The following is a 24,369-nucleotide window of genomic DNA, read 5'->3' as shown; positions in this document are numbered from 1 at the left end:
GATCCCATGCCCGAGTTGCCCGAGGTCGAGGTCGTCCGACGCGGTCTGGAGCGGTGGGTCGCCCATCGCACGGTCGCCGACGCCGAGGTGCTGCACCCGCGCGCCGTGCGCCGGCACCTCGCGGGCGCGGAGGACTTCGCGCGTCGGCTCGAGGGCCATCGCGTCGGAACGCCCAGCCGCCGCGGCAAATACCTGTGGCTGCCGCTGGAGGACACGCACCAGGCGGTCCTGGCCCACCTCGGCATGAGCGGCCAGCTCCTGGTCCAGCCCCACGCGGCCCCCGACGAGAAGCACCTGCGCATCCGGGTGCGCTTCGCCGACGACGTGGACACCGAACTGCGCTTCGTCGACCAGCGAACCTTCGGCGGCCTGTCCCTGCACGACACCACCCCCGACGGTCTCCCGGACGTCATCGCGCACATCGCCCGCGACCCCATGGACCCGCTGTTCGACGACGAGGCGTTCCACCGGGCGCTGCGCCGCAAGCGGACCACCGTCAAACGGGCCCTGCTCGACCAGTCGCTGATCAGCGGCGTCGGCAACATCTACGCCGACGAGGCGCTGTGGCGCGCCCGCCTGCACTACGACCGTCCGACGGGTGGCCTCACGCGCCCGCGCACGCTGGAGCTCCTGGGACATGTGCGGGACGTGATGAACGAGGCGCTGGCCGTCGGCGGCACCAGCTTCGACAGCCTGTACGTCAACGTGAACGGCGAGTCGGGCTACTTCGACCGGTCCCTGGACGCCTACGGGCGCGAGGGGCTGCCCTGCAAGCGGTGTGCCACGCCGATGCGCCGACGCCCGTGGATGAACCGGTCCAGCTACTTCTGCCCCAGATGTCAGAGGGCGCCGCGCGTCCCGTCGTAACGCTCGCGGGCGGCGAGGACGTCGCCCATCCGCCCTTCGACGAGGTGGATGAGGCCGAGGAGGCGTTCGGCCACCTCGCGTCCGAGCGGGGTCAGTTCGTAGTCCACGCGGGGCGGGTTGGTGGGCTGGGCCTCGCGGTGCACCAGCCCGTCGCGTTCCAGGGCGTGCAGTGTCTGGGACAGCATCTTCTCGCTCACCCCGTCGATCCGGCGACGCAGTTCGTTGAAGCGCAGCGAGCCCTCGTACAGCGCGCCGAGTGTGAGCCCGCCCCAGCGGCCGGTGACGTGCTCCAGCGTGCCGCGCGAGGGGCAGGCCTTGGCGAACACGTTGAACGGGAGGTCCTGGTCCTCCGCGCTCTCCTGGGTGATGTCCATAGCCCAAGCGTACTCCAAGGCAGCGCTAACTGACAGGTTGCACTAACTAGAAGTAAGTGCTTTCCTGTGGTCACTGTCTTCGAGCTGCCCTTTCAGGCCCGTTCACGAGGAGTGCCATGCCCACCCCTGTCGTCTCCATCGCCTACCACTCCGGCTACGGCCACACTGCCGTCCTCGCCGAGGCCCTCCGCGCCGGCGCCGCCGACGCCGGCGCCGAGGTGCACCTGATCAAGGTCGACGAGATCACCGAGGAGCAGTGGGCGCTGCTCGACGGATCGGACGCGATCGTGTTCGGCTCGCCCACCTACATGGGCACCGCGTCCGGCGCCTTCCACGCCTTCGCCGAGGCGACCTCCGCGCGCTGGGCGACCCAGGCGTGGAAGGACAAGCTGGCCGCCGGATTCACCAATTCCGGCTCCAAGAGCGGCGACAAGCTGCACACGCTGCAGTTCTTCCAGATCCTCGCCGCGCAGCTCGGCATGCACTGGGTCAACCTCGGTCTGCTCCCCGGCTGGAACAGCTCCACCGGCTCCGAGCACGACCTGAACCGCCTCGGCGTGTTCCTCGGCGCGGCGGCGCAGACCGACGTCGACGCCGGTGCGGACGCCGTCCACAAGTCCGACGTGGCGACGGCGGAGCACCTGGGCCACCGGGTCGCCGAGACCGCGAAGGTCTTCCTGGCCGGCCGCACCCAGGCTGCTTGATCGTTTCCGCACGGCCACGGGCGTCCGCAGCGCCGCTGGCGTACGCGTGATCTCTGCTGTCCGCGCGATCACTCCGTCGGGGCGGTTTCTCCGGCGACGGGCCTCTCCGGCGGCCCGGTGCGGGACCAGTAGCCGAAGAAGTGAGGGGCCGGGTCTCTGACCTGCGGCCGTGTAATCGATCAACGCTGCGACCTGCGACTTGGCTGTCGTCGGTTGTCAGCGTTGGTCGTCGTTTTACGCCCTCGGACCGCCCGGAGACGGTCCGAGGGCGTGCCGGTGGCAGTTGACGGTCGGTCAGAGGAAGGCGGCCCCGACGACCTGCGAGAAGGCGGGGCCGAGCCGCCAGAGCTTCTCCACGAAGATCACCACGGCCACCGCGGCCATCGCCAGGACGTTCATGACGCCCAGCGGGACGAGCACGACCATCAGCCCCCAGCAGCAGCCCACGCAGTACGCCCCGTGGTGCGCTCCGACCCGCAGATCGCGGGCCCGGCGCCGGAAGCCCGCGTAGCGCACGAGCTGGCCCATCGGGCTCCGGCAGTGCCGCAGGCAGAGGTCCTTCCACGGGCCGAACTGGTACAGCCCGGCGACCAGGAAGGCCCCGGACCGGGCCAGGTCGCGACCTGGGGCCGCTCGACGGTGGACCGCGCCGATGCCCACGGCTTCCTCTGGAGCCGCGAAGGCCGGTCCAGCAAGCACATCACCTTCGACTGGACCGGACCCGACTAGCCGGCTCGTCTCGTCAGTAGCCGAAGTCCTGTGTCCACCAGGGCCCGCCGGGCCCGAAGTGGACGCCTACGCCCAGCGTCTTGAAGTCGCAGTTCAGGATGTTCGCCTTGTGGCCGGGGCTGTTCATCCAGGCTTCCATGACCGCGGCCGCGTCGGACTGGCCGCGGGCTATGTTCTCGCCGCCGAGGTCGGATATGCCGGCCTTGGCCGCCCGGTCCCAGGGGCTCGCCCCGTTCGGGTCGGTGTGGTCGAAGAAGCCGCGCGCGGCCATGTCGTCGCTGAACTTCTCGGCGAGCTCCGACAGCGCGCTGTTCGCCGAGACGGGGCTGCAGCCGACCCTGGCCCGCTCCTCGTTGACGAGCTTCAGCACCTCGGCCGCGGCCTGCGCCTCGGCCGAGACCGTCACCGGCGACTCGGCCTTCTGCGGCGCCTTGGTCGCCGTCTTCGACCGGGACGGCGTGGCCTGCGGCTTCTTCGCCGGCTTCGACGGCGTGGCCTGCGGCTTCTTGGTGGCCGTCCTGGTCGGCGACGCCGCCGAGGCGGAGGGGGACGGGGAGGCCGAGGAGGCGGAGGGCGAGGCGGACCGGCCCGCGTCGCGGCTGGTCGGCGTGTCGCCGCGGTCGGCGTCGGCGGAGCCGGACGTGCCGCCCTGCTCGGAGGCCGAGTTCGTCGGCGAGCCGGCGGCCTGCACGTTGTCGGCCGGGCCGCTGCCGCCGCCGAGCCGGTAGCTGTCGAGACCGGGCACCACGCCCGTGGCCACCGCGACGGTGCCCAGGGCGACCGCCGCGGACACACCGAGCAGGCCCGTCCTGACCGGCGTGACGACCCTCTTCTTGCGGCGGCGGCCCGAAACGGCCCGGCCCGAGCCCGCGCGTCCGGTGTCGCCGGGCGCGAAGCCGTCGGCCGCGAACATGACGGTGTCGGCGTGACCGCGCGCCTCCTCCGTGGCGTACAGGTACTCCTGGCTCCGGGCGACGGAGTCGGCGTACGCCTCGGGGTTCAGATACGGCGCGATGCCCATCGTGGGGCGGTCGTTGCCGTACCGGTCCTGCGGGGTGTGACTGTCCGCGTGCGAGCCGTGCGTCTGTGTGACCCCCGTGGCGCGGCCCGTGGCGGCGCGGCCGGCGGCGGAGCGTCGGTGGCGTCCCATGTCCTTGCCTTCCTCGTCCAAGCGGTGTTCCCGAGGGCCGACCGGGTCCGGGGCGACGTGCGCCTCCTGCTCCCCCTGGTCGACCAGACTCACCCGATCGAGTGAGTTTCATATGAGAATCGTTGGGTGGGGACGGTACCGCATGGCGCTCGGGGAGGAAGTGCCCCGAGTGACATTGCGCGGTTAGGTTGCACCCATGAGCGAGGATGTAAGGCTGGTCGCCTGGGTGCGCGGACACGTCCAGGGCGTGGGATTCCGCTGGTTCACGCGGGCGAAGGCGTTGGAGATCGGCGGCCTGAGTGGTTTTGCTCTCAATCTGGCGGACGGACGGGTCCAGGTCGTCGCCGAGGGGGCCAAGGAGGGCTGCGAGGGACTGCTCGAATGGCTCCTGGGTGACGACACGCCCGGGCGCGTGGACGGCGTCACCGAGATATGGGACACACCGCGCGGCGGCTACGACGGCTTCGCGATCCGCTGACGATCGCGGGCGAACGGGCCCCGGCGAAACGGGGGGACATGCCACCGGCACCTGCCCGAAGCAGAAAGGGCCAGGTGGTTGCCAAGAATCGCTTGCAGTGGCAGGCTCCGCACGCAAGGATGATCGCCACGCCTCGAGGGCCCCGCGGGAGTCGCAGCGCCGCCGTTTCCGGCCGCGCGCCACCGGGTTGCCGCCAATACGGGGCGTGATCGTGTTGACCGTCAAACTTTTTGGTGAGACGCTGAAAGCACCCCGCGCACCTTAGCTGTTTGGCATGGATGAACGTCAGCAACAACAAGATCCTGCCAGGCACCGCGGGTGCGAATCCCTCACGACCCACACCGCTTCGGTCGGTCACTCAGTGTGGAGGACCATCCATCATGGCAAAGGCGCTTCTCGGTTACGTCGGCGGCTCCGACCCGCGACTCCTCGCCGAGATGCGACGGCTCCAGCAGCGTGTACAGGATCTGGAATCCGAGCTCGGACGGATCCAGGCCGAGAACGACGCGCTGACGGCTGCCGCTTCTCACGAATCGCTTCTGGAGAGCATCGACGCACGCCAGGCGGAGCCTGCGCTCACCTGATCGCTGCACCGCTGCACAACGGCACACGCAGTGGTCGGGCGGCACATCATCAACCGCGTCGGACCGCTAAGTTGTCAGAGTTTGCAAGGGACGCCTATTCGGCGTCCCTTCTTTCTTGCCTCGCTGCTCCTGTGGCCCCCGCCAGTCGTTCCCCCGTCACCCTTTCAGTCTCTTAACGTTTGGTGTGCCCTGCGCGTTCATGGGTGAAACCGCGGGTTCATGGAGTGAGACACCCCCGGAAGGTAGAGTCCAGCGCCGTGCACCTCAAGGCCCTGACCCTCCGGGGGTTCAAGTCGTTCGCCTCCGCGACCACGCTCCGGTTCGAACCGGGGATCACGTGCGTCGTCGGACCGAACGGCTCGGGCAAGTCCAACGTCGTCGACGCGCTCAGCTGGGTCATGGGCGAGCAGGGCGCCAAGTCGCTGCGCGGCGGCAAGATGGAGGACGTCATCTTCGCCGGCACCACCGGGCGTCCCCCGCTGGGCCGCGCCGAGGTGTCCCTGACCATCGACAACTCCGACGGGGCGCTGCCCATCGAGTACGCCGAGGTGACGATCACGCGGATCATGTTCCGCAACGGCGGCAGCGAGTACCAGATCAACGGCGACACCTGCCGGCTCCTCGACATCCAGGACCTGCTGTCAGACTCCGGCATCGGCCGTGAGATGCACGTCATCGTCGGCCAGGGCCAGCTCGACTCCGTCCTGCACGCCGATCCCATGGGCCGCCGCGCCTTCATCGAGGAGGCCGCGGGCGTCCTCAAGCACCGCAAGCGCAAGGAGAAGGCGCTGCGGAAACTGGACGCGATGCAGGCCAACCTCGCGCGCGTGCAGGACCTGACCGACGAACTGCGGCGCCAGCTCAAGCCCCTCGGCCGTCAGGCGGCCGTCGCCCGCCGCGCCGCCGTCATCCAGGCCGACCTGCGCGACGCCCGGCTGCGGCTGCTCGCCGACGATCTCGTACGCCTGCGCGAGGCCCTGCAGGCCGAGGTCGCCGACGAGGCCGCCCTCAAGGAGCGCAAGGAGGCCGCAGAGCAGGAGCTGCGCAAGGCCCTCCAGCAGGAGGCCCTCCTGGAGGACGAGGTCCGGCGACTCGCGCCGCGCCTGCAGCGCGCCCAGCAGACCTGGTACGAGCTGTCCCAGCTCGCCGAACGCGTTCGCGGCACGATCTCGCTCGCCGACGCCCGCGTGAAGAGCGCCACCTCGGCTCCCCCGGAGGAGCGGCGCGGCCGCGACCCCGAGGACATGGAGCGCGAGGCCGTCCGGGTCCGGGAGCAGGAGGCCGAACTGGAGGCCGCCCTCGAAGCGGCCCGGCACGCCCTGGACGACACCGTCGCCCACCGCGCCGACCTGGAGCGGGAGCTCGCCGCCGAGGAACGCCGGCTCAAGGACGTCGCGCGGGCCATCGCCGACCGACGCGAGGGACTCGCCCGGCTGAACGGGCAGGTCAACGCGGCCCGTTCGCGCGCCGCCTCGGCCCAGGCCGAGATCGACCGGCTGGCCGCCGCCCGCGACGAGGCCCAGGAACGCGCCGTCGCCGCGCAGGAGGAGTACGAGTCGCTCAAGGCGGAGGTCGACGGCCTCGACGCGGGCGATCAGGAGCTGGGGGAGCGCCACGACGAGGCCAAGCGGCAGCTCGCCGAGGCGGAGGCGGCCCTCGCCGCCGCGCGCGAGGCGGCCACGGCGGCCGAACGCAGCCGCGCCGCGACCCAGGCCCGCCGCGAAGCCCTGGCGCTGGGACTGCGCCGCAAGGACGGCACCGGCGCACTGCTCGGCGCGCGGGATCGCCTCAGCGGTCTGCTCGGGCCGGCCGCCGAACTGCTCACCGTCACCCCGGGACACGAGGTCGCGCTCGCCGCGGCCTTCGGGGCGGCGGCCGACGCGATCGCCGTGACGACGCCCGGGTCCGCGGCCGAAGCCATCCGTCTGCTGCGCAAGCAGGACGCGGGCCGGGCCGCGCTGCTGCTGAGCGGCGCCCCCGACGAGCCCCCCGAGGAGGAACGCGGCGACGGGCCGCCCTACGCCGCCGACCTCGTCCGGGGACCCGTCGAACTGATGCCCGCCGTACGGCGTCTGCTGCGCGGGATCGTCGTCGTCGCCACGCTCGAGGACGCCGAGGAGCTGGTCTACGGCCGTCCCGGTCTCACCGCGGTCACGGCCGAGGGCGATCTGCTGGGGGCGCACTTCGCGCACGGCGGGTCCGCCGGGGCGCCCAGCCTGCTGGAGGTGCAGGCGTCCGTCGACGAGGCCGCGGCCGAGCTGGAGGAGCTGGCCGTGCGCTGCGCGGAGCTGGCGCGGGCGCAGGACGAGGCGGGGGAACGGCGCAAGGAGTGCGTCGCGCTCGTCGAGGAGCTCGGGGAGCGGCGGCGGGCGGCCGACCGGGAGAAGTCGGCCGTGGCCCAGCAGCTCGGGCGGCTCGCCGGACAGGCGCGGGGCGCCGCCGGTGAGGCCGAGCGGTCCACGGCGGCCGCGGCGCGGGCGCAGGACGCGCTCGACCGGGCCGTCCAGGAAGCCGAGGAGCTGGCCGAACGGCTGGCCGTCGCGGAGGAGATGCCGGTCGAGGAGGAGCCCGACACCTCCGCCCGGGACCGGCTCGCGGCCGACGGCGCGAACGCCCGGCAGACCGAGATGGAGGCGCGGCTGCAGGTCCGCACCCACGAGGAGCGGGTCAAGGGGCTGGCCGGGCGGGCCGACTCCCTGGACCGGGCCGCGCGAGCCGAACGCGAGGCACGCGCGCGTGCGGAGCAGCGGCGGGCGCGGCTGCGGCACGAGGCCGCCGTCGCGGAGGCCGTGGCCGCGGGCGCGCGGCAACTGCTCGCCCACCTCGAGGTCTCCCTCGGGCGGGCGGAGGCGGAGCGGGTCGCCGCCGACGCCGCGAAGGCGCGCCGTGAGCAGGAGCTGGCCGCTGCCCGCACCGCCGGGCGCGATCTGAAGGCGGAGCTCGACAAGTTGACGGATTCAGTTCACCGGGGCGAGGTACTCGGCGCCGAGAAACGGCTGCGGATCGAGCAGCTGGAGACGAAGGCGCTGGAGGAGCTGGGTGTCGAACCGGCGGGGCTCGTGTCGGAGTACGGCCCGCACCAGCTGGTGCCGCCCTCGCCCCCCGCCGAGGGCGAGGAGCTGCCGGAGGACCCGGAGCATCCGCGCAACCAGCCGCGGCCGTTCGTCCGTGCGGAGCAGGAGAAGCGGCTCAGGGCCGCCGAGCGCGCGTACCAGCAGCTCGGGAAGGTCAACCCGCTTGCCCTGGAGGAGTTCTCCGCGCTGGAGGAGCGTCACCAGTTCCTCAGTGAGCAGCTGGAGGACCTCAAGAAGACCCGCGCCGATCTGCTGCAGGTGGTGAAGGAGGTCGACGAGCGCGTCGAGCAGGTCTTCACCGAGGCCTACCGGGACACCGCCCGCGAGTTCGAGGGCGTGTTCGGCCGGCTCTTCCCGGGTGGGGAGGGGCGGTTGGTGCTGACCGACCCCGACAACATGCTCACCACGGGCGTCGACGTCGAGGCGCGGCCGCCGGGCAAGAAGGTCAAGCGGCTCAGTCTGCTCTCCGGTGGCGAGCGCTCGCTGACGGCCGTCGCCATGCTGGTGTCGATCTTCAAGGCCCGGCCCAGTCCGTTCTATGTGATGGACGAGGTCGAGGCGGCGCTCGACGACACCAACCTGCAGCGGCTGATCCGGATCATGCAGGAGCTGCAGGAGGCCTCGCAGCTGATCGTGATCACGCACCAGAAGCGCACGATGGAGGTCGCCGACGCGCTGTACGGCGTGTCCATGCAGGGCGACGGTGTGTCGAAGGTGATCAGTCAGCGACTGCGCTGATGCGGCATGTCTTCAAGAAGTGAACGTTTGTGGTGCCGTCCTGTCTCAGTTCTCACATTTTCCTGCGTTTGATTTTGAAACTTGAAGGCATAAGGTCAGGAACGATGGATTTACCTTCAGGCACCACCTACCTGGAGGGCTGACCCCACCGGCAGCGTTGCCGGTGCCCGAGGAGTTCACGTGACCAGCACAGCGCAGGCATCCCCATCAGGAGCACGGACGGCTCACCCCGATCATCTCGGGCACGTCATCTTCATCGCCGCGGCCGCCGCGATGGGCGGCTTCCTCTTCGGCTACGACAGCTCCGTCATCAACGGCGCCGTCGAGGCCATCCGGGACCGCTACGACGTCGGCTCCGCAGCCCTCGCCCAGGTCATCGCCATCGCCCTGATCGGCTGCGCCGTCGGCGCGGCGACTGCCGGCCGCATGGCCGACCGCATAGGCCGCATCCGGGTCATGCAGATCGCCGCCGTGCTGTTCACGGTCAGCGCCGTCGGCTCGGCCCTGCCCTTCGCGCTGTGGGACTTCGCCCTGTGGCGGGTCGTCGGCGGCTTCGCCATCGGCATGGCCTCCGTCATCGGCCCCGCCTACATCGCCGAGGTCGCCCCGCCCGCCTACCGCGGCCGGCTCGGCTCCTTCCAGCAGGCCGCGATCGTCATCGGCATCGCGATCTCGCAGCTGGTCAACTGGGGTCTGCTCAACGCCGCCGGCGGCGACCAGCGCGGCGAGCTCATGGGCCTGGAGGCCTGGCAGGTCATGCTCGGCGTGATGGTCGTCCCGGCCGTCCTCTACGGTCTGCTCTCCTTCGCCATCCCCGAGTCCCCCCGCTTCCTGCTCTCGGTCGGCAGGCGCGAGCGGGCCCGCGAGATCCTCAAGGAGGTCGAGGGCGAGAACGTCGACCTGGACGCCCGCGTCGCCGAGATCGAGCACGCGATGAGCAGCGAGCACAAGTCCACCTTCAAGGACCTGCTGGGCGGCGGCTTCTTCTTCAAGCCGATCGTCTGGATCGGCATCGGCCTGTCCGTCTTCCAGCAGTTCGTCGGCATCAACGTCGCGTTCTACTACTCCTCGACGCTGTGGCAGTCGGTCGGCGTCGACCCGACGGACTCGTTCTTCTACTCCTTCACGACGTCGATCATCAACATCGTCGGCACCGTGATCGCGATGATCTTCGTGGACCGCGTCGGCCGCAAGCCGCTCGCCCTCATCGGCTCCGTCGGCATGGTGGTCGGCCTCGCGCTGGAGGCGTGGGCGTTCTCCTTCGACCTGGTCGACGGCAAGCTGCCGGCCACCCAGGGCTGGATCGCCCTGATCGCCGCCCACGTCTTCGTCCTCTTCTTCGCCCTCTCGTGGGGCGTGGTCGTCTGGGTCTTCCTCGGCGAGATGTTCCCCAACCGGATCCGCGCCGCCGCCCTGGGCGTGGCCGCCTCCGCGCAGTGGATCGCCAACTGGGCCATCACCGCGAGCTTCCCGTCGCTGGCCGACTGGAACCTCTCCGCGACCTACGTGATCTACACGCTCTTCGCCGCGCTCTCGATCCCCTTCGTCCTGAAGTACGTCAAGGAGACCAAGGGCAAGTCGCTGGAGGAGATGGGCTGAGCCTCGGCACGAGGCTTCCGAGCCCCCTGAGCTCGAGGAGCCGGGCCAAGTCCCCGCTGCCCGCTCCTCGACACCCGTAGGACGTACTGCCCCGGCTCACCCCCCGAGCCGGGGCAGTACGTCCTCGCAGAACAGCCGCAGGCTCCGCCACCCCTCCTCCACCGGCACCCCGCCCGCCAGCGGATGCAGGACGAGATGGTCGAGGCCCTGCGCCACACACTCGTCCGGCGTGAGGATCCGGTACACGCCCTCGTCCCGGAGCTCCTCGACCGTCAGCGCCCCCGACCGCACCGCCGAGCGGATGTCCCCCGACTGCCAGGAGGCGTACGTGCGGGCCTCGTGCAGGAAGTGCCCGCCGTACTCGGCCCACGCCCGGTCCGGATCCTCGGCGACGTGCAGCAGCGGTGTCTCGGCGCCGGGCATCATCGTCCACCCCTGCGTGCCGTACTCCACGAGCCGCTCCTTGTAGTACGCCTCCAGTTCCGGAAGGTGGGCGCTCGGGAAGAACGGCAGGCCGAGCCGGGCGGCCCGGCGGGCGGCGGCCTCGGAGGAGCCGCCCACCAGAAGGAGCGGGTGCGGGTCGGTTCCCGGACGCGGGGTGACCCGTACCGTACGGCCCCGGTAGTCGAACTCCTCGCCGGTCCAGGCCTTCAGCACGGTCTCCAGCACCTCGTCCTGGAGCCGGCCCCGACGCTTCCAGTCCACGCCGGCCCGGGCGTACTCCTCGGGCCGGTATCCGATCCCGGCGACCGTGACCAGCCGGCCGCCGCTCACCAGGTCGAGCACCGCGATGTCCTCCGCCAGCCGCAGCGGGTCGTGCAGCGGGCCGATCACCGCGGAGACCGTCACCGCCAGCCGCCGGGTCGCGCCCAGCACCGCGCCCGCGAAGACGAACGGCGACGGCAGCCAGTTGTTCTCGACGCCGTGGTGCTCCTCGGTCTGCAGGGTGGTCACCCCGTGCTCGTCCGCGTACGCGGCCATCTCCAGCGCGGCCCGGTAGCGGACGCCCAGCTCGGCGGGGGTCGCGCCGGGGGCGACGAGGTTGAAGCGGACGACGGTGACGGGCATGGGACCCCCTTCGGCGGATGTGGGGGGACGGTAGCTGACGGTGTATCAGATAGCCATGGTTCGGGACCGCCCGCCCGAAGAACCGGCTCCGGCCATGCGCAGGGTGGTGGTCGTGGAGACGTACGCGATGCCCTGGCCGAGCCACGACGCCCGCCACGACAGGGCCGGCCACGACCCGGCCGCTCATGACTCGGCCGCCCATGACCCGGCCGCCATGACCCGGCCGCCCATGACTCGGTCGCCCGCGACCCGACTGTCCGTAATTCGGCGGCGACGGCGCGACCGCCAGCGACTCGGCCAGCCGCGACCCGACCGCCCGTAATGCGGAGGCCGCGACCCGGCCGCCCACGAGGGCCGCCCGTGACTCGGCCGCCCACGACCCGGCCGCCCATGACCCGGCCGCCCATGACCCGGCCGCCCACGACGCGGCGCCCGATGACTCGGTCGGCCACGACCCCGCCGACCGCACCGGCCGGCCCCGGGGAGGCCGTGAGTGGAGTGCGGCGTCCTGCATCGCCCGCCGGCTCGACGCCGCCGAGAGCACGCCCGGTACCGCCGTCGGCTCGGGTCGGCGCGCACCCGGCACCCCCTCCGCCCCCGGTCCGCCGCCGGGGGCGTGCCCGGCGGGGCGGGAACAGGGCGGGCCCGGGGGTCCGGCGTGGCGCGGCGGTCCCGCCCACGGGTGGGCCGACCGGCCGACGCGCGGCCGGGCCGCCGCCCGCCCCGGCGCACAGGGGTCGCGCATACTGGGTGCGTTATGGAAACCGTCATCCTTGCTGTAGTCATCGCCGTGGTCGTGCTCGCGGTGCTCGGCGGGCTCGTCGTCGGCAGTCGACGGCAGAAGTCGCTGCCCCCGCCGCCCCCCACCGCGCCCGACCTCACCGCCCCGCCGACCGAGCCGCACGTCGGCGACGAGGCCGAGACGCCGCGCGACGAACCGCGCCGCACCATCGAGGAGGTGGACCTTCCCGGCGGCGGCCCGGCCGGCACCGCCGTCGAGGAGCCGCCCGCCGGCCCCGTTCTCGAGGTTCCCGAGCTCGAGATCCCGGAGCCCACCGAAGGGCGGCTGGTCCGCCTCCGCGCCCGTCTCTCCCGTTCGCAGAACGCCCTCGGCAAGGGGCTGCTCACGCTGCTGTCGCGCGAGCACCTCGACGAGGACACCTGGGAGGAGATCGAGGACACCCTGCTCACCGCCGACGTCGGCGTGCAGCCCACCCAGGAGCTGGTCGACGCGCTGCGCGCGCGGGTGAAGGTGCTCGGCACCCGCACCCCCGAGGAGCTGCGCGGCCTGCTGCGCGAGGAGCTGCTCAAGCTGGTCGGCACCGAGGTCGACCGCACGGTGAAGACCGAGCCCGCGGACCGCAAGCCCGGCATCGTGATGGTCGTCGGGGTCAACGGCACCGGCAAGACCACCACCACCGGCAAGCTCGCGCGCGTGCTCGTGGCCGACGGCCGGACCGTCGTCCTGGGCGCCGCGGACACCTTCCGCGCCGCCGCCGCCGACCAGCTGCAGACCTGGGGCGAGCGCGTCGGCGCCCACACCGTGCGCGGCCCCGAGGCCGGCGACCCCGCCTCCGTCGCGTTCGACGCGGTGAAGGAGGGCAAGGAGATGGGGGTCGACGTCGTCCTCATCGACACCGCCGGGCGACTGCACACCAAGACCGGGCTCATGGACGAGCTCGGCAAGGTCAAGCGGGTCGTCGAGAAGCACGCCCCGCTGGACGAGGTGCTCCTCGTCCTCGACGCCACCACCGGGCAGAACGGGCTCGTCCAGGCCCGGGTCTTCGCCGAGGTCGTGGACATCACCGGCATCGTGCTGACGAAGCTGGACGGCACGGCGAAGGGCGGCATCGTGGTCGCGGTCCAGCGCGAGCTGGGCGTCCCGGTCAAGCTGGTGGGACTCGGCGAGGGCGCCGACGACCTGGCGCCGTTCGAGCCGGAGGCGTTCGTGGATGCGCTTATCGGCGAGTGACGACCGTTCCGAACCGCCCACGGACCGCAACCATCGATTGAGGCGCCGCGACGGCGACCGGCCAGGTCCGCGGGAGCGGCGCAGGTTCAGGTGCGCACAGGGCGAAGCGCCCGCCCCCAGGTGCAGTGGGGGCGGGCGCTTCGCGGTGTAAGCCGCCGTACTCGCGTACTCGCCGTAACTCGCCGTGCGCGCGTACGCGGCGTACCGGGCGGGCGGCTACGCGCGCGAGCGGTGCGCCAGGTAGGCCAGCGTGCCCAGCAGCAGCCGCGCCTCCGGCGGACGGGTGGCCGAGTCCAGCGCGGGCGGGCGCAGCCAGCGCGCCGGGCCGAGGCCGCCGCGGTCGGAGGGCGGGCCCGTGACGAACGTGCCGGGGCCGAGACCGCGCAGGTCGAGGGCGGCCGGGTCGTCCCAGCCCATGCGGTAGAGCAGGCCGGTCAGCTCCGCGGCCGCGCCGGGGGCGACGAAGAACTGGGTGCGGCCCTCCGGGACGGCGACGACCGGACCGAGGGGCAGACCCATGCGCTCCAGGCGGACCAGGGCGCGCCGCCCTGCGGACTCGGCGACGTCGATCACGTCGAACGCATCCCCGACGGGCAGCATCACCGCGGCGCCCGGGAACTCCGCCCAGGTCCGGCTCACCTCGTCGAGGGTGGCGCCGGCCGGGACCCTGGGGGCGAACTCCAGGGGATGCGCGCCCGGAGCGCGGCAGTCGGGGCGTCCGCACGAGCAGACGCCGGCCGCGGCCCGTGCGCCCGGCACCGCGTCCCAGCCCCACAGTCCCGTGAACTCGGCGACAGCGGTGCACTCGGACGAGCGACCGCGCCTGCGCGCGCCGGAGCGGATCTCGCGGATGCCGCCGATCGTGAAGCCCATGCCCCCTCCAACGGGTCCGACGCGCCGATGGTTACGCAGCGGTCGCGCATCGTGACTCTGTGTGGTTCCGCTTCCCGGTGGCCGCATGGTCCAGCACAGCGCCCGGAAGCGCCCCCGGTGGTGCGCTCGGCTGCGCGCGCCCCTGAGTGCTCCGCTCCGCCCACTTCCGGCCGTCCTATGTCAAGTGAATCGCGTGCAGGCCACCGGGAGTTCATTCGAAGGGGTGGCGAATGGTGGCGTTTCCGGGATCCTCGTGGCTGGACCCGTGATCGTAGGATTACTTTGAGTGTGCGGGTCCTGGAGGCACATGCGCTTGTGGGTATGCCGGAGGCAAGTCGGCTTTCCGTTCGAAGGGTGACAAGTACCGTACGCCGGGCCGTATTTACCGGCATTCTGATAAGGCTTGGCGCACTCAGTGACAAGTGGTCTCAGGGATGGGGGCGTTCCAGTGAGCGGCAACGGCGGAAGCGGAAGTAACGCTGCGAGCGCGGACAAGCGCCCGAACGAGCTGCTCACTTCGTGGTTCGTGCGCAGTGGCTGGTCGAAGGGCGAGCTGGCACGTCAAGTCAACCGTCGGGCACGCCAGTTGGGCGCCAACCACATCTCCACGGACACCTCCCGGGTGCGCCGCTGGCTCGACGGCGAGAACCCCCGCGAGCCCATCCCCAGGATCCTGTCCGAGCTGTTCTCCGAGCGGTTCGGCTGCGTCGTCTCCGTCGAGGACCTCGGGCTGCGCGCCGCGCGGCAGGCGCCCTCCGCGACCGGCGTCGACCTGCCCTGGACGGCCCCGCAGACGGTGGCCCAGCTCAGCGAGTTCTCGCGCAGCGACCTGATGCTGGCCCGGGGCGGCTTCCTCGGGACCTCGCTGGCCCTGTGCGCGGGCCCGTCCCTCATCGAGCCCATGCAGCGCTGGCTGGTCCCCTCGCCGCCCGCCCCCCTCCAGGAGCCGGACTCGGTTCCCACCAGCCGGGCCCGCGGCCGGCTCTCCCGGCCCGAGCTGGACCTGCTGGAGTCCACCACCGTGATGTTCCGGCAGTGGGACGCCCAGTGCGGCGGCGGCCTGCGCCGCAAGGCGGTCGTCGGGCAACTCCACGAGGTGACCGACCTCCTCCAGGAGCCCCAGCCCGAGGCCACCTCGAAGAAGCTCTTCAAGGTCGCCGCCGAGCTGGCGGAGCTGGCCGGCTGGATGTCGTACGACGTGGGCCTGCAGCCGACCGCGCAGAAGTACTTCGTCCTCGCCCTGCACGCAGCCAAGGAGGCCGGCGACCGGCCGCTCGGCTCCTATGTGCTGTCCAGCATGAGCCGCCAGATGATCCACCTCGGCCGGCCCGAGGACGCCCTGGAGCTGATCCACCTCGCGCAGTACGGCAGCCGGGACTGCGCGAGCCCGCGCACCCAGTCCATGCTGTATGCGATGGAGGCCCGCGCCTACGCCAACATGGGGCAGCCCGGGCGGTGCAAACGCGCGGTCCGCATGGCCGAGGACACCTTCGCCGAGGCGGACGAGTGGGACGAGCCGGACCCGGACTGGATCCGCTTCTTCTCCGAGGCCGAGCTGTACGGCGAGAACAGCCACTCCTTCCGCGACCTCGCCTACGTCGCCGGCCGCAGCCCCACGTACGCCTCCCTGGCCGAGCCCCTGATGCGCAGGGCCGTCGAGCTGTTCGCGGGCGATGGCGACCACCAGCGGTCGTACGTCCTGAACCTGATCGGCATGGCCACGGTCCACCTGCTGCAGCGTGAGCCCGAGCAGAGCGCCACCCTCGCCACCCTCGCCATGAAGGAGGCCAAGAAGGTGCGCTCCGAACGGGTCAACACTCGTATCCGAAAGACCGTCGACAGCGCTGTACGCGATTTCGGGGATCTCTCCGAAGTCGTGGACCTGACCGAGCGGCTCACCGTCGAGCTCCCGGAGACCGCCGAAGCCGTCTGACCCGCCCGACCCGCCTGCTCCGCACGCGGTGATCCCCCAGAGGAAAACCCATGTACCCCGGCCGCGGCCGGTCCTCCCGAACTGCCCGACTCGGCTCCCCCATGCCAGGTCATCGGAAGGCCGACCGCGGCCGGTTTCTCTTCCTTCAGTGAAGGTTGCGCCACGATAACGATCCGCTCGCCGGACATCAGGCAGTTCATCGAGGCGTAACGCACGAGGCGTCTTCGTCACGGCGGCGAAACAACGAGGGGCGTCCACCGAAACCGCGCTGCGCGAATCTCTTGGCGCATAACCGGCCCACCCCTCACGAACCCGCTCTGGCTTCGCCCGCACGGGGCCGTACCTACGACGAGGAGACGCCGATGGCAGCAGCCATCACGCTTGCCGCGGAGGCACCCAAGCTGTCCTCCGCGAACACAGGCTTCATGCTCATCTGTTCCGCCCTGGTGCTGATCATGACCCCGGGCCTCGCCTTCTTCTACGGAGGCATGGTCCGCGTCAAGAGCACGCTGAACATGCTGATGATGAGCTTCATCAGCATCGGGATCGTCACCATCCTGTGGGTGCTCTACGGCTTCTCCCTCGCTTTCGGGACCGACTCCGGCAGCCTCATCGGCTGGAACTCCGACTGGGTCGGCCTGAGCAACATCGGCCTGACGGAGCTGTGGGACGGCTACACGATCCCGATCTTCGTGTTCATGGTCTTCCAGATGATGTTCGCGATCATCACGCCCGCCCTGATCAGCGGCGCCCTCGCCGACCGTGTGAAGTTCTCCGCCTGGGCGCTGTTCGTCGCCCTGTGGGCCACGGTCGTCTACTTCCCGGTCGCGCACTGGGTCTGGGGCGCCGGCGGCTGGGCCTTCGAGCTCGGTGTCATCGACTTCGCCGGCGGTACGGCGGTCCACATCAACGCCGGTGCCGCGGCCCTCGGCGTGATCCTCGTCATCGGCAAGCGCATCGGGTTCAAGAAGGACCCGATGCGCCCGCACAGCCTGCCGCTGGTCATGCTCGGCGCCGGTCTGCTGTGGTTCGGCTGGTTCGGCTTCAACGCCGGCTCGTGGCTCGGCAACGACGACGGCGTCGGCGCGCTGATGTTCGTCAACACGCAGGTCGCCACCGCCGCCGCCATGCTGGCCTGGCTCATCTACGAGAAGATCCGCCACGGCGCGTTCACCACGCTGGGCGCCGCCTCCGGCGCGGTCGCCGGCCTGGTCGCCATCACCCCCTCGGGTGGCGCGGTCTCCCCGCTCGGCGCGATCGCCGTCGGCGCCATCGCCGGTCTGCTGTGCGCCATGGCCGTCGGCCTGAAGTACAAGTTCGGCTACGACGACTCGCTCGACGTCGTCGGCGTCCACCTCGTCGGCGGTGTCGTGGGCTCCCTGCTGATCGGCTTCTTCGCCACCGGCAAGGGCCAGTCCACCGCGACCGGCGTCCTCTACGGCGACCACTCCTTCGACCAGCTGTGGAAGCAGTGCGCCGGCGTCTTCGCGGTGCTCGCCTACTCGCTGGTGGTCTCCGCGATCCTCGCCTTCCTCCTCGACAAGACCATCGGCATGCGGGTCTCCGAGGACGACGAGGTGGCCGGCATCGACCAGGCGGAGCACGCCGAGACCGCATACGACTTCAGCGGGGCCGGCGGCGGCGCCGCCCGCACGACCGCACTCCCGACCGCGGTCGCCGACGCGAGCAAGAAGGTGGACGCATGAAGCTCATCACCGCCGTCGTGAAGCCCCACCGGCTCGACGAGATCAAGGAAGCCCTGCAGGCCTTCGGCGTGCACGGCCTGACGGTCACCGAGGCGAGCGGCTACGGTCGTCAGCGGGGCCACACCGAGGTCTACCGTGGTGCCGAGTACACCGTCGACCTGGTCCCCAAGATCCGCATCGAGGTGCTGGCCGAGGACGACGACGCCGAGCAGCTGATCGACGTCATCGTCAAGGCGGCCCGCACCGGCAAGATCGGTGACGGCAAGGTCTGGTCCCTCCCGGTCGAGACGGCCGTACGGGTCCGCACCGGCGAGCGCGGCCCGGACGCGCTCTGACGGCAGAACAGAACAGGAGTCGCTGGGTGACGAGTACGGACGTGCGCAACGATGCAGAGGACTCGGGACCCAGCGGCTACGCGGCGGCCCGGCTGCGCCTCCTCACCGAGGGGGCGCGGTCCGGGCCGCCGCGCCGTGCGGCCCTCGCGGAACTGACCGACGACTGGCTGGCCGGGCTCTTCACCGCCGGCGCCGAGGACCTGAAGGGCGTGTCCCTGGTCGCCGTCGGCGGCTACGGCCGCGGCGAGCTGTCCCCGCGCAGCGACCTCGACCTCCTCCTGCTGCACGACGGCGGCGACGGCAAGGCGGTCGCCGCCCTCGCCGACCGCATCTGGTACCCCGTCTGGGATCTGGGCCTCGCCCTCGACCACTCCGTCCGCACCCCGGCGGAGGCCCGCAAGACCGCGGGGGAGGACCTGAAGGTCCAGCTCGGTCTCCTGGACGCCCGCCACCTCGCGGGCGACCTCGGCCTGACGGCGGGACTGCGCACGTCCGTGCTCGCCGACTGGCGCAACCAGGCGCCCAAGCGGCTGCCCGAACTGCAGGAGCTGTGCGCCGAGCGCGCCGAACGCCAGGGCGAGCTGCAGTACCTGCTGGAACCCGACCTGAAGGAGGCCCGCGGCGGTCTGCGCGACGCCACCGCGCTGCGCGCCGTCGCCGCCTCCTGGCTGGCGGACGCGCCCCGCGAGGGCCTCGACGACGCCCGCCGCCGGCTCCTCGACGTACGCGACGCCCTGCACCTGGCCACGGGCCGCGCGACCGACCGGCTCGCCCTCCAGGAACAGGACCAGGTCGCGGCCGAGCTGGGTCTGCTGGACGCCGACACGCTGCTGCGGCAGGTGTACGAGGCGGCGCGGGTCATCTCGTACGCGAGCGACGTCACCTGGCGTGAGGTGGGGCGCGTGCTGCGGTCGCGCGCCGTGCGGCCCCGGCTGCGCGCCATGCTCGGGGGCGCCAAGCCCGCGCCCGAGCGGTCGCCCCTGGCCGAAGGAGTGGTGGAGCAGGACGGCGAGGTGGTGCTCGCCCGCGCCGCCCGCCCCGAACGCGACCCCGTGCTCCCGCTGCGGGCCGCGGCCGCCGCCGCGCAGGCCGGGCTCCCGCTCTCCCTGCACGCGGTACGGCGTCTGGCGGCCACCGTGCGCCCCCTGCCCACGCCCTGGCCCGCCGAGGCCCGCGAGCAGCTGGTCACCCTGCTCGGTTCCGGCCAGCCCACCGTCGAGGTCTGGGAGGCGCTGGAGGCCGAGGGCCTGATCACCCAGCTGCTGCCCGACTGGGAACGGGTGCGCTGCCGGCCGCAGCGCAACGCCGTGCACATCTGGACCGTCGACCGGCACCTCATCGAGACCGCCGTGCGCGCCTCCGAGTTCACCCGCAGGGTCAGCCGCCCCGACCTCCTCCTGGTCGCCGCGCTGCTGCACGACATCGGCAAGGGCTGGCCCGGCGACCACTCGGTGGCGGGCGAGATCATCGCCAAGGACGTCGCGGCCCGCATCGGCTTCGACCGCGCGGACGTCGCCGTGCTGTCCTCCCTCGTACGGCATCACCTGCTGCTCGTCGAGACGGCCACCCGGCGCGACCTGGAGGACCCGGTCACGGTCCGCTCGGTCGCCGACGCGGTCGGCTCGCAGAGCACCCTGGAGCTGCTGCACGCGCTGACCGAGGCGGACGCGCTGGCCACCGGGCCGGCCGCCTGGTCCTCCTGGCGAGGTTCGCTCGTGGCGGACCTGGTCAAGCGGGTCGGGGCGGTGCTCGCCGGAAACGAGCCGGAGGAGCCCGACGCCGCGGCGCCGACCGCCGAGCAGGAGCGGCTCGCCATCGAGGCGGTCGCCACGGGCAGCCCGGTGCTGTCCCTGCGCGCACAGACCGAGCCGCCCGCGGAGGAGCAGTCCGCCGAGGACCCCGAGCCGCTCGGCGTGGAGCTGCTCATCGCGGTGCCCGACCAGGCGGGCGTGCTGCCCGCGGTGGCCGGCGTGCTCGCCGTGCACCGTCTGACCGTCCGCACGGCCGAACTGCGCGCCCTGGACCTGCCGACCGGAGTCGAGGGCTCCGTCCTGCTGCTGAACTGGCGGGTGGCCGCCGAGTACGGTTCCCTGCCCCAGGCCGCCCGGCTGCGCGCCGACCTCGTACGGGCCCTCGACGGCTCGCTGGACATCGCCGGACGGCTCGCGGAACGGGACGCCGCCTACCCCCGTCGCCGAGGCGTGGTCGCCCCGCCGCCGCGTGTGACGGTCGCCTCCGCCGCCTCCCGGCACGCCACGGTCATCGAGGTGCGCGCGCAGGACGCCCCGGGCCTGCTGTTCCGGATCGGACAGGCCCTGGAGGACGAGGGACTGCGCGTGCGCAGCATGCACGTCTCCACCCTCGGCGCGAACGCCGTGGACGCCTTCTACGTCACCGGGGCGGACGGTGCGCCCCTGCCCGGCGACGAGGCAGCCTCCGTCACCCGCAAGCTGGAGGAGACGCTGCGCGCGTGAGCGCGGGCTGCGTGACACGTCCCCGTCCGCTGAATACAGCAGGCGGGGACGAATGCCTTGCGCGGCCGGATACCCTGGAAGACGCTCAGACTGCCCCCGACTCCGAGGACCGACGCCGCCGTGTTCGATACTCTCTCCGATCGCCTTTCAGCGACCTTCAAGAACTTGCGCGGCAAGGGGCGCCTGAGCGAAGCGGACATCGACGCCACGGCGCGCGAGATCCGCATCGCGCTGCTCGAGGCGGACGTCGCCCTGCCGGTCGTCCGCTCGTTCATCAAGAACGTCAAGGAGCGCGCCCTCGGCGCCGAGGTCTCCAGGGCGCTGAACCCCGCCCAGCAGGTCCTGAAGATCGTCAACGAGGAACTCGTCACGATCCTCGGAGGCGAGACCCGCCGCCTGCGCTTCGCCAAGCAGCCGCCCACCGTGATCATGCTGGCGGGTCTGCAGGGCGCCGGTAAGACCACCCTCGCGGGCAAGCTCGGCCGCTGGCTGAAGGAGCAGGGCCACTCGCCGCTGCTCGTCGCCTGTGACCTCCAGCGCCCCAACGCCGTGAACCAGCTCAGCGTCGTCGCCGAGCGCGCGGGCGTGGCCGTCTACGCGCCCCAGCCGGGCAACGGCGTGGGCGACCCGGTCCAGGTCGCCAAGGACTCCATCGAGTTCGCCAAGTCCAAGGTCCACGACATCGTGATCGTGGACACCGCCGGCCGCCTCGGCATCGACGCCGAGCTGATGCAGCAGGCCGCGGACATCCGCGACGCCGTGTCGCCAGACGAGATCCTCTTCGTCGTCGACGCGATGATCGGTCAGGACGCCGTCAACACCGCGGAGGCATTCCGGGACGGCGTCGGCTTCGACGGTGTCGTGCTGTCGAAGCTCGACGGCGACGCCCGCGGCGGCGCCGCCCTGTCGATCGCCTCCGTGACCGGCAAGCCGATCATGTTCGCCTCGAACGGCGAGAAGCTCGACGAGTTCGACGCCTTCCACCCCGACCGGATGGCCTCCCGCATCCTCGACATGGGTGACCTGCTCACCCTGATCGAGCAGGCGGAGAAGACGTTCAGTCAGGAAGAGGCCGAGAAGATGGCCTCCAAGCTGGCGTCCAAGAAGGGCCAGGACTTCACCCTGGACGACTTCCTGGCCCAGATGGAGCAGGTCAGGAAGATGGGCAGCATCTCCAAGCTGCTCGGCATGCTGCCCGGCATGGGCCAGATCAAGGACCAGATCGCCAACCTCGACGAGCGTGACGTCGACCGCACCGCCGCGATCATCAAGTCGATGACCCCGGGCGAGCGCCAGGACCCGACGATCATCAACGGCTCGCGCCGCGCCCGCATCGCCAAGGGCTCCGGTGTCGAGGTCAGCGCGGTGAAGGGCCTGGTCGAGCGGTTCTTCGAGGCCCGCAAGATGATGTCCCGCATGGCCCAGGGCGGCGGCATGCCCGGGATGCCGGGGATGCCGGGGATGGGCGGCGGCCCCGGCCGGCAGAAGAAGCAGCCGAAGCAGGCCAAGGGCAAGCAGCGCTCAGGCAACCCGATGAAGCGCAAGCAGCAGGAGCTGGAGGCGGCCCAGCGGCGCGAGGCGCAGGCCCAGAGCGGCAACGCGCTCGGGCTGCCGCAGCAGGGCGGCCAGGACTTCGAGCTGCCGGACGAGTTCAAGAAGTTCATGGGCTGAGACCCGCAGTCGTCGAGGGCGCCCTCCGTGCCGGAGGGCGCCCTCAGCGCATGCCGGGTCGCGTTCTCTGCCGTAACGTCCAGGTATGAGCAATGCCGCTCCGGCGCGCAAGGCCCCCGATCAGCTCTGGCGTACCGAGGGCACCCCGGACGACGGAACACGCCCCCCGGACGGCAGGGGGCCCCGCGGTCGTTGGTGGGGGCTGGCGATCACCGCGGTGATCGTCTTCCTGCTGGCGTACATCGGGCTGAACTACCTCGGCGGGGGCGACGAGCCGACGATCTCCTACACGGAGTTCAGCAGACAGGTCGACGCGGGCAACGTCGACAAGATCTACTCCAAGGGCGACGCGATCCAGGGCCAGCTCAAGAAGGCCCGCGACGACCCCGACGGCGGGGGCGAGTACACCAAGTTCAAGACCCAGCGCCCGGCCTTCGCGGACGACGACCTCTGGCAGGGCCTGGACCGCCAGGACGTCACGGTGACCGCCCGGCCGGTCGTGCAGCAGCGCAGCCTGCTGGCCAACCTGCTTCTGTCGCTGGCGCCGATCGTGCTCCTGGTCGCCGTGTGGATCTTCTTCGCCCGGCGCTACGGCGGCGGCCTCGGCGGCGCGGGCGGCATGCTGGGGCGAAAGACGCCGCCCAAGCCGGTGGAGCTGCGCCCCGGGGGCCCACGCACCACGTTCGCCGACGTCGCCGGCATCGACGAGGTCAAGGGCGAGCTGGACGACGTCGTCGACTTCCTGGAACACCCCGAGGCCTACCGCCGGATGGGCGCGAAGATGCCCCGCGGCGTGCTGCTCGCCGGCTCGCCGGGAACCGGCAAGACCCTGCTGGCGCGCGCGGTGGCGGGCGAGGCCGGGGTGCCGTTCTTCTCCGCCTCGGCCTCCGAGTTCATCGAGATGATCGTCGGCGTCGGCGCGTCCCGGGTCCGCGAGCTGTTCGCCGAGGCACGCAAGGTGGCGCCGTCGATCATCTTCATCGACGAGATCGACACCATCGGGCGGGCCCGCGGCGGCGGCGCCTCGATGAGCGGCCACGACGAGCGCGAGCAGACCCTGAACCAGATCCTCACCGAGATGGACGGCTTCTCGGGGTCCGAGGGCGTCATCGTCATCGCGGCGACCAACCGCGCCGACATCCTCGACCCGGCGCTCACCCGGCCCGGCCGCTTCGACCGGGTGGTCAACGTCTCCCCGCCGGACCGCGCCGGACGCGAGGCGATCCTCGCCATCCACACCCGCGACATCCCGCTCGCGCCCGAGGTGGACCTGGCCCGGGTGGCGCGGACGACGCCCGGCATGACGGGTGCGGATCTCGCCAATCTCGCCAACGAGGCCGCGCTGCTCGCCGTGAAGCGCAAACAGGACCAGGTGACCCAGTCCGACCTGTCCGAGGCCCTGGAGAAGGTGCAGCTCGGGGCGGAGCGCACGCTGATCATGCCCGAGGAGGACCGCCGCCGCACCGCCTTCCACGAGAGCGGCCACGCCCTTCTGGGCATGCTCCAGCCAGGCGCCGACCCGGTGCGCAAGGTCACCATCGTGCCGCGCGGCCGCGCGCTCGGGGTCACCATGTCGACGCCCGAGGTGGAGCGGTACGCGCTCTCCGAGGAGTATCTGCGCGGCAGGATCATCGGCGCCCTCGGCGGCATGGCGGCCGAGCAGGTCGTCTACGGCGTGGTCACCACCGGCGCCGAGAACGACCTGGAGCAGGTCACCAACATCGCCCGCGGGATGGTCGGGCGGTGGGGCATGAGTGAACGGGTGGGCCGCCTCTCCGCGCTGCCCAGCGACGCCCAGCAGGCCTACGGCCTCGCCGCCGCGCCGGCGACCCTCGACGTCATCGACCACGAGATGCGCCGCATCGTCGACGACTGCTACGAGGAGGCCTGCCGCAAACTCCGCGACCACCGCGGGCAGTTGGACGCCCTCGCGCTGGCGCTGCTGGAGCACGAGACGCTGGAGGAGGCCGACGCGTACCGGATCGCGGGGATCACGCGGGTGACCAAGGCGGACGAGAACGCGTAGCGGGCGCGGTCCTC

Annotated in this window: 17 protein-coding genes and 2 pseudogenes; 14 read left to right on the top strand and 5 right to left on the bottom strand. The window is 71.8% G+C overall.

Annotated features, from left to right (window positions below; genetic code table 11):
- Positions 1 to 6: 6 nt before the first annotated feature.
- Complete coding sequence (mutM, locus tag ACZ7DE_RS34520) at positions 7 to 867, top strand: bifunctional DNA-formamidopyrimidine glycosylase/DNA-(apurinic or apyrimidinic site) lyase (RefSeq protein WP_470768197.1); 861 nt, start codon at positions 7 to 9, stop codon at positions 865 to 867.
- Here mutM and ACZ7DE_RS34515 read toward each other — a convergent pair.
- Positions 840 to 1,241: a winged helix-turn-helix transcriptional regulator gene (locus tag ACZ7DE_RS34515; protein ID WP_470768195.1), complete on the bottom strand. Its 402-nt coding sequence runs from the start codon at positions 1,239 to 1,241 to the stop codon at positions 840 to 842. The genes mutM and ACZ7DE_RS34515 overlap by 28 nt on opposite strands.
- A 116-nt stretch (positions 1,242 to 1,357) precedes the next feature.
- On the opposite strand from ACZ7DE_RS34515, the gene ACZ7DE_RS34510 reads away from it, so the two are divergent.
- Positions 1,358 to 1,945, top strand: coding sequence for a flavodoxin family protein (locus ACZ7DE_RS34510; protein ID WP_470768193.1), 588 nt, complete (start codon positions 1,358 to 1,360; stop codon positions 1,943 to 1,945).
- A 297-nt stretch (positions 1,946 to 2,242) separates the two neighbouring features.
- On the opposite strand, the pseudogene ACZ7DE_RS34505 reads toward ACZ7DE_RS34510, so the two are convergent.
- Positions 2,243 to 2,551, bottom strand: a pseudogene (locus ACZ7DE_RS34505) (DUF2182 domain-containing protein); the annotation flags it as partial.
- On the opposite strand from ACZ7DE_RS34505, the pseudogene ACZ7DE_RS34500 reads away from it, so the two are divergent.
- A pseudogene (locus tag ACZ7DE_RS34500) lies at positions 2,549 to 2,674 on the top strand (DUF1326 domain-containing protein); the annotation flags it as partial. The pseudogenes ACZ7DE_RS34505 and ACZ7DE_RS34500 sit on opposite strands and share 3 nt — an antisense overlap.
- Before the next feature lie 13 nt (positions 2,675 to 2,687).
- Here the strand turns inward: ACZ7DE_RS34500 and ACZ7DE_RS34495 are convergent.
- Entirely contained in the window at positions 2,688 to 3,824 is a 1,137-nt protein-coding gene (locus tag ACZ7DE_RS34495) for a CAP domain-containing protein (protein ID WP_470768454.1), read from the bottom strand.
- A 196-nt stretch (positions 3,825 to 4,020) separates the two neighbouring features.
- Here ACZ7DE_RS34495 and ACZ7DE_RS34490 point away from each other — a divergent pair, with 196 nt between their 5' ends.
- From ACZ7DE_RS34490 to ACZ7DE_RS34475, 4 genes are all read left to right on the top strand, one after another.
- The gene (locus ACZ7DE_RS34490) at positions 4,021 to 4,302 is read left to right on the top strand and encodes an acylphosphatase (protein ID WP_470768191.1); all 282 of its coding nucleotides are present in this window, start codon (positions 4,021 to 4,023) and stop codon (positions 4,300 to 4,302) included.
- 380 nt (positions 4,303 to 4,682) lie between these two features.
- Positions 4,683 to 4,886: a hypothetical protein gene (locus ACZ7DE_RS34485; protein ID WP_020128723.1), complete on the top strand. Its 204-nt coding sequence runs from the start codon at positions 4,683 to 4,685 to the stop codon at positions 4,884 to 4,886.
- A 257-nt stretch (positions 4,887 to 5,143) separates the two neighbouring features.
- A complete protein-coding gene (smc, locus tag ACZ7DE_RS34480) occupies positions 5,144 to 8,698 on the top strand; it encodes a chromosome segregation protein SMC (protein ID WP_470768188.1) in 3,555 nt (1,184 codons plus the stop codon).
- A gap of 180 nt (positions 8,699 to 8,878) precedes the next feature.
- Entirely contained in the window at positions 8,879 to 10,297 is a 1,419-nt protein-coding gene (locus tag ACZ7DE_RS34475; protein ID WP_470768186.1) for a sugar porter family MFS transporter, read from the top strand.
- A 96-nt stretch (positions 10,298 to 10,393) separates the two neighbouring features.
- Here the strand turns inward: ACZ7DE_RS34475 and ACZ7DE_RS34470 are convergent, their stop codons facing one another.
- The gene (locus ACZ7DE_RS34470; protein WP_470768183.1) at positions 10,394 to 11,365 is read right to left on the bottom strand and encodes an LLM class flavin-dependent oxidoreductase; all 972 of its coding nucleotides are present in this window, start codon (positions 11,363 to 11,365) and stop codon (positions 10,394 to 10,396) included.
- Positions 11,366 to 12,122: 757 nt separating this feature from the next.
- Between ACZ7DE_RS34470 and ftsY the strand changes: the two genes are divergently transcribed.
- The gene (ftsY, locus tag ACZ7DE_RS34465) at positions 12,123 to 13,337 is read left to right on the top strand and encodes a signal recognition particle-docking protein FtsY (RefSeq protein WP_470768181.1); all 1,215 of its coding nucleotides are present in this window, start codon (positions 12,123 to 12,125) and stop codon (positions 13,335 to 13,337) included.
- Between the two features lie 216 nt (positions 13,338 to 13,553).
- On the opposite strand, the gene ACZ7DE_RS34460 is transcribed toward ftsY, so the two are convergent.
- Positions 13,554 to 14,210: a bifunctional DNA primase/polymerase gene (locus tag ACZ7DE_RS34460; protein ID WP_470768179.1), complete on the bottom strand. Its 657-nt coding sequence runs from the start codon at positions 14,208 to 14,210 to the stop codon at positions 13,554 to 13,556.
- A 448-nt stretch (positions 14,211 to 14,658) separates the two neighbouring features.
- Between ACZ7DE_RS34460 and nsdA the strand changes: the two genes are divergently transcribed.
- The 6 genes from nsdA (at position 14,659) to ftsH (ending at position 24,355) form a co-directional block, all read left to right on the top strand.
- A complete protein-coding gene (nsdA, locus tag ACZ7DE_RS34455; protein ID WP_470768177.1) occupies positions 14,659 to 16,143 on the top strand; it encodes a transcriptional repressor NsdA in 1,485 nt (494 codons plus the stop codon).
- Between the two features lie 362 nt (positions 16,144 to 16,505).
- On the top strand, positions 16,506 to 17,849 hold the full coding sequence (locus ACZ7DE_RS34450; protein WP_470768175.1) for an ammonium transporter: 1,344 nt from the start codon (positions 16,506 to 16,508) through the stop codon (positions 17,847 to 17,849).
- Positions 17,846 to 18,184 (top strand): P-II family nitrogen regulator, encoded by a 339-nt coding sequence (locus ACZ7DE_RS34445; RefSeq protein ID WP_003997576.1) that lies wholly within the window; start codon positions 17,846 to 17,848, stop codon positions 18,182 to 18,184. Before ACZ7DE_RS34450 ends, ACZ7DE_RS34445 begins: the two co-directional genes overlap by 4 nt.
- Before the next feature lie 26 nt (positions 18,185 to 18,210).
- A complete protein-coding gene (locus ACZ7DE_RS34440) occupies positions 18,211 to 20,658 on the top strand; it encodes a [protein-PII] uridylyltransferase (protein ID WP_470768172.1) in 2,448 nt (815 codons plus the stop codon).
- 120 nt (positions 20,659 to 20,778) lie between these two features.
- Positions 20,779 to 22,329, top strand: coding sequence for a signal recognition particle protein (ffh, locus tag ACZ7DE_RS34435; RefSeq protein WP_470768170.1), 1,551 nt, complete (start codon positions 20,779 to 20,781; stop codon positions 22,327 to 22,329).
- An 85-nt stretch (positions 22,330 to 22,414) separates the two neighbouring features.
- The gene (ftsH, locus tag ACZ7DE_RS34430; protein WP_470768168.1) at positions 22,415 to 24,355 is read left to right on the top strand and encodes an ATP-dependent zinc metalloprotease FtsH; all 1,941 of its coding nucleotides are present in this window, start codon (positions 22,415 to 22,417) and stop codon (positions 24,353 to 24,355) included.
- Positions 24,356 to 24,369 lie beyond the last annotated feature (14 nt).

The organism is Streptomyces sp. NPDC037083 (assembly GCF_055606485.1).
The sequence above is the reverse complement of the archived record's forward strand: the minus strand, read 5'-3'. Positions and strand labels throughout refer to the sequence as shown.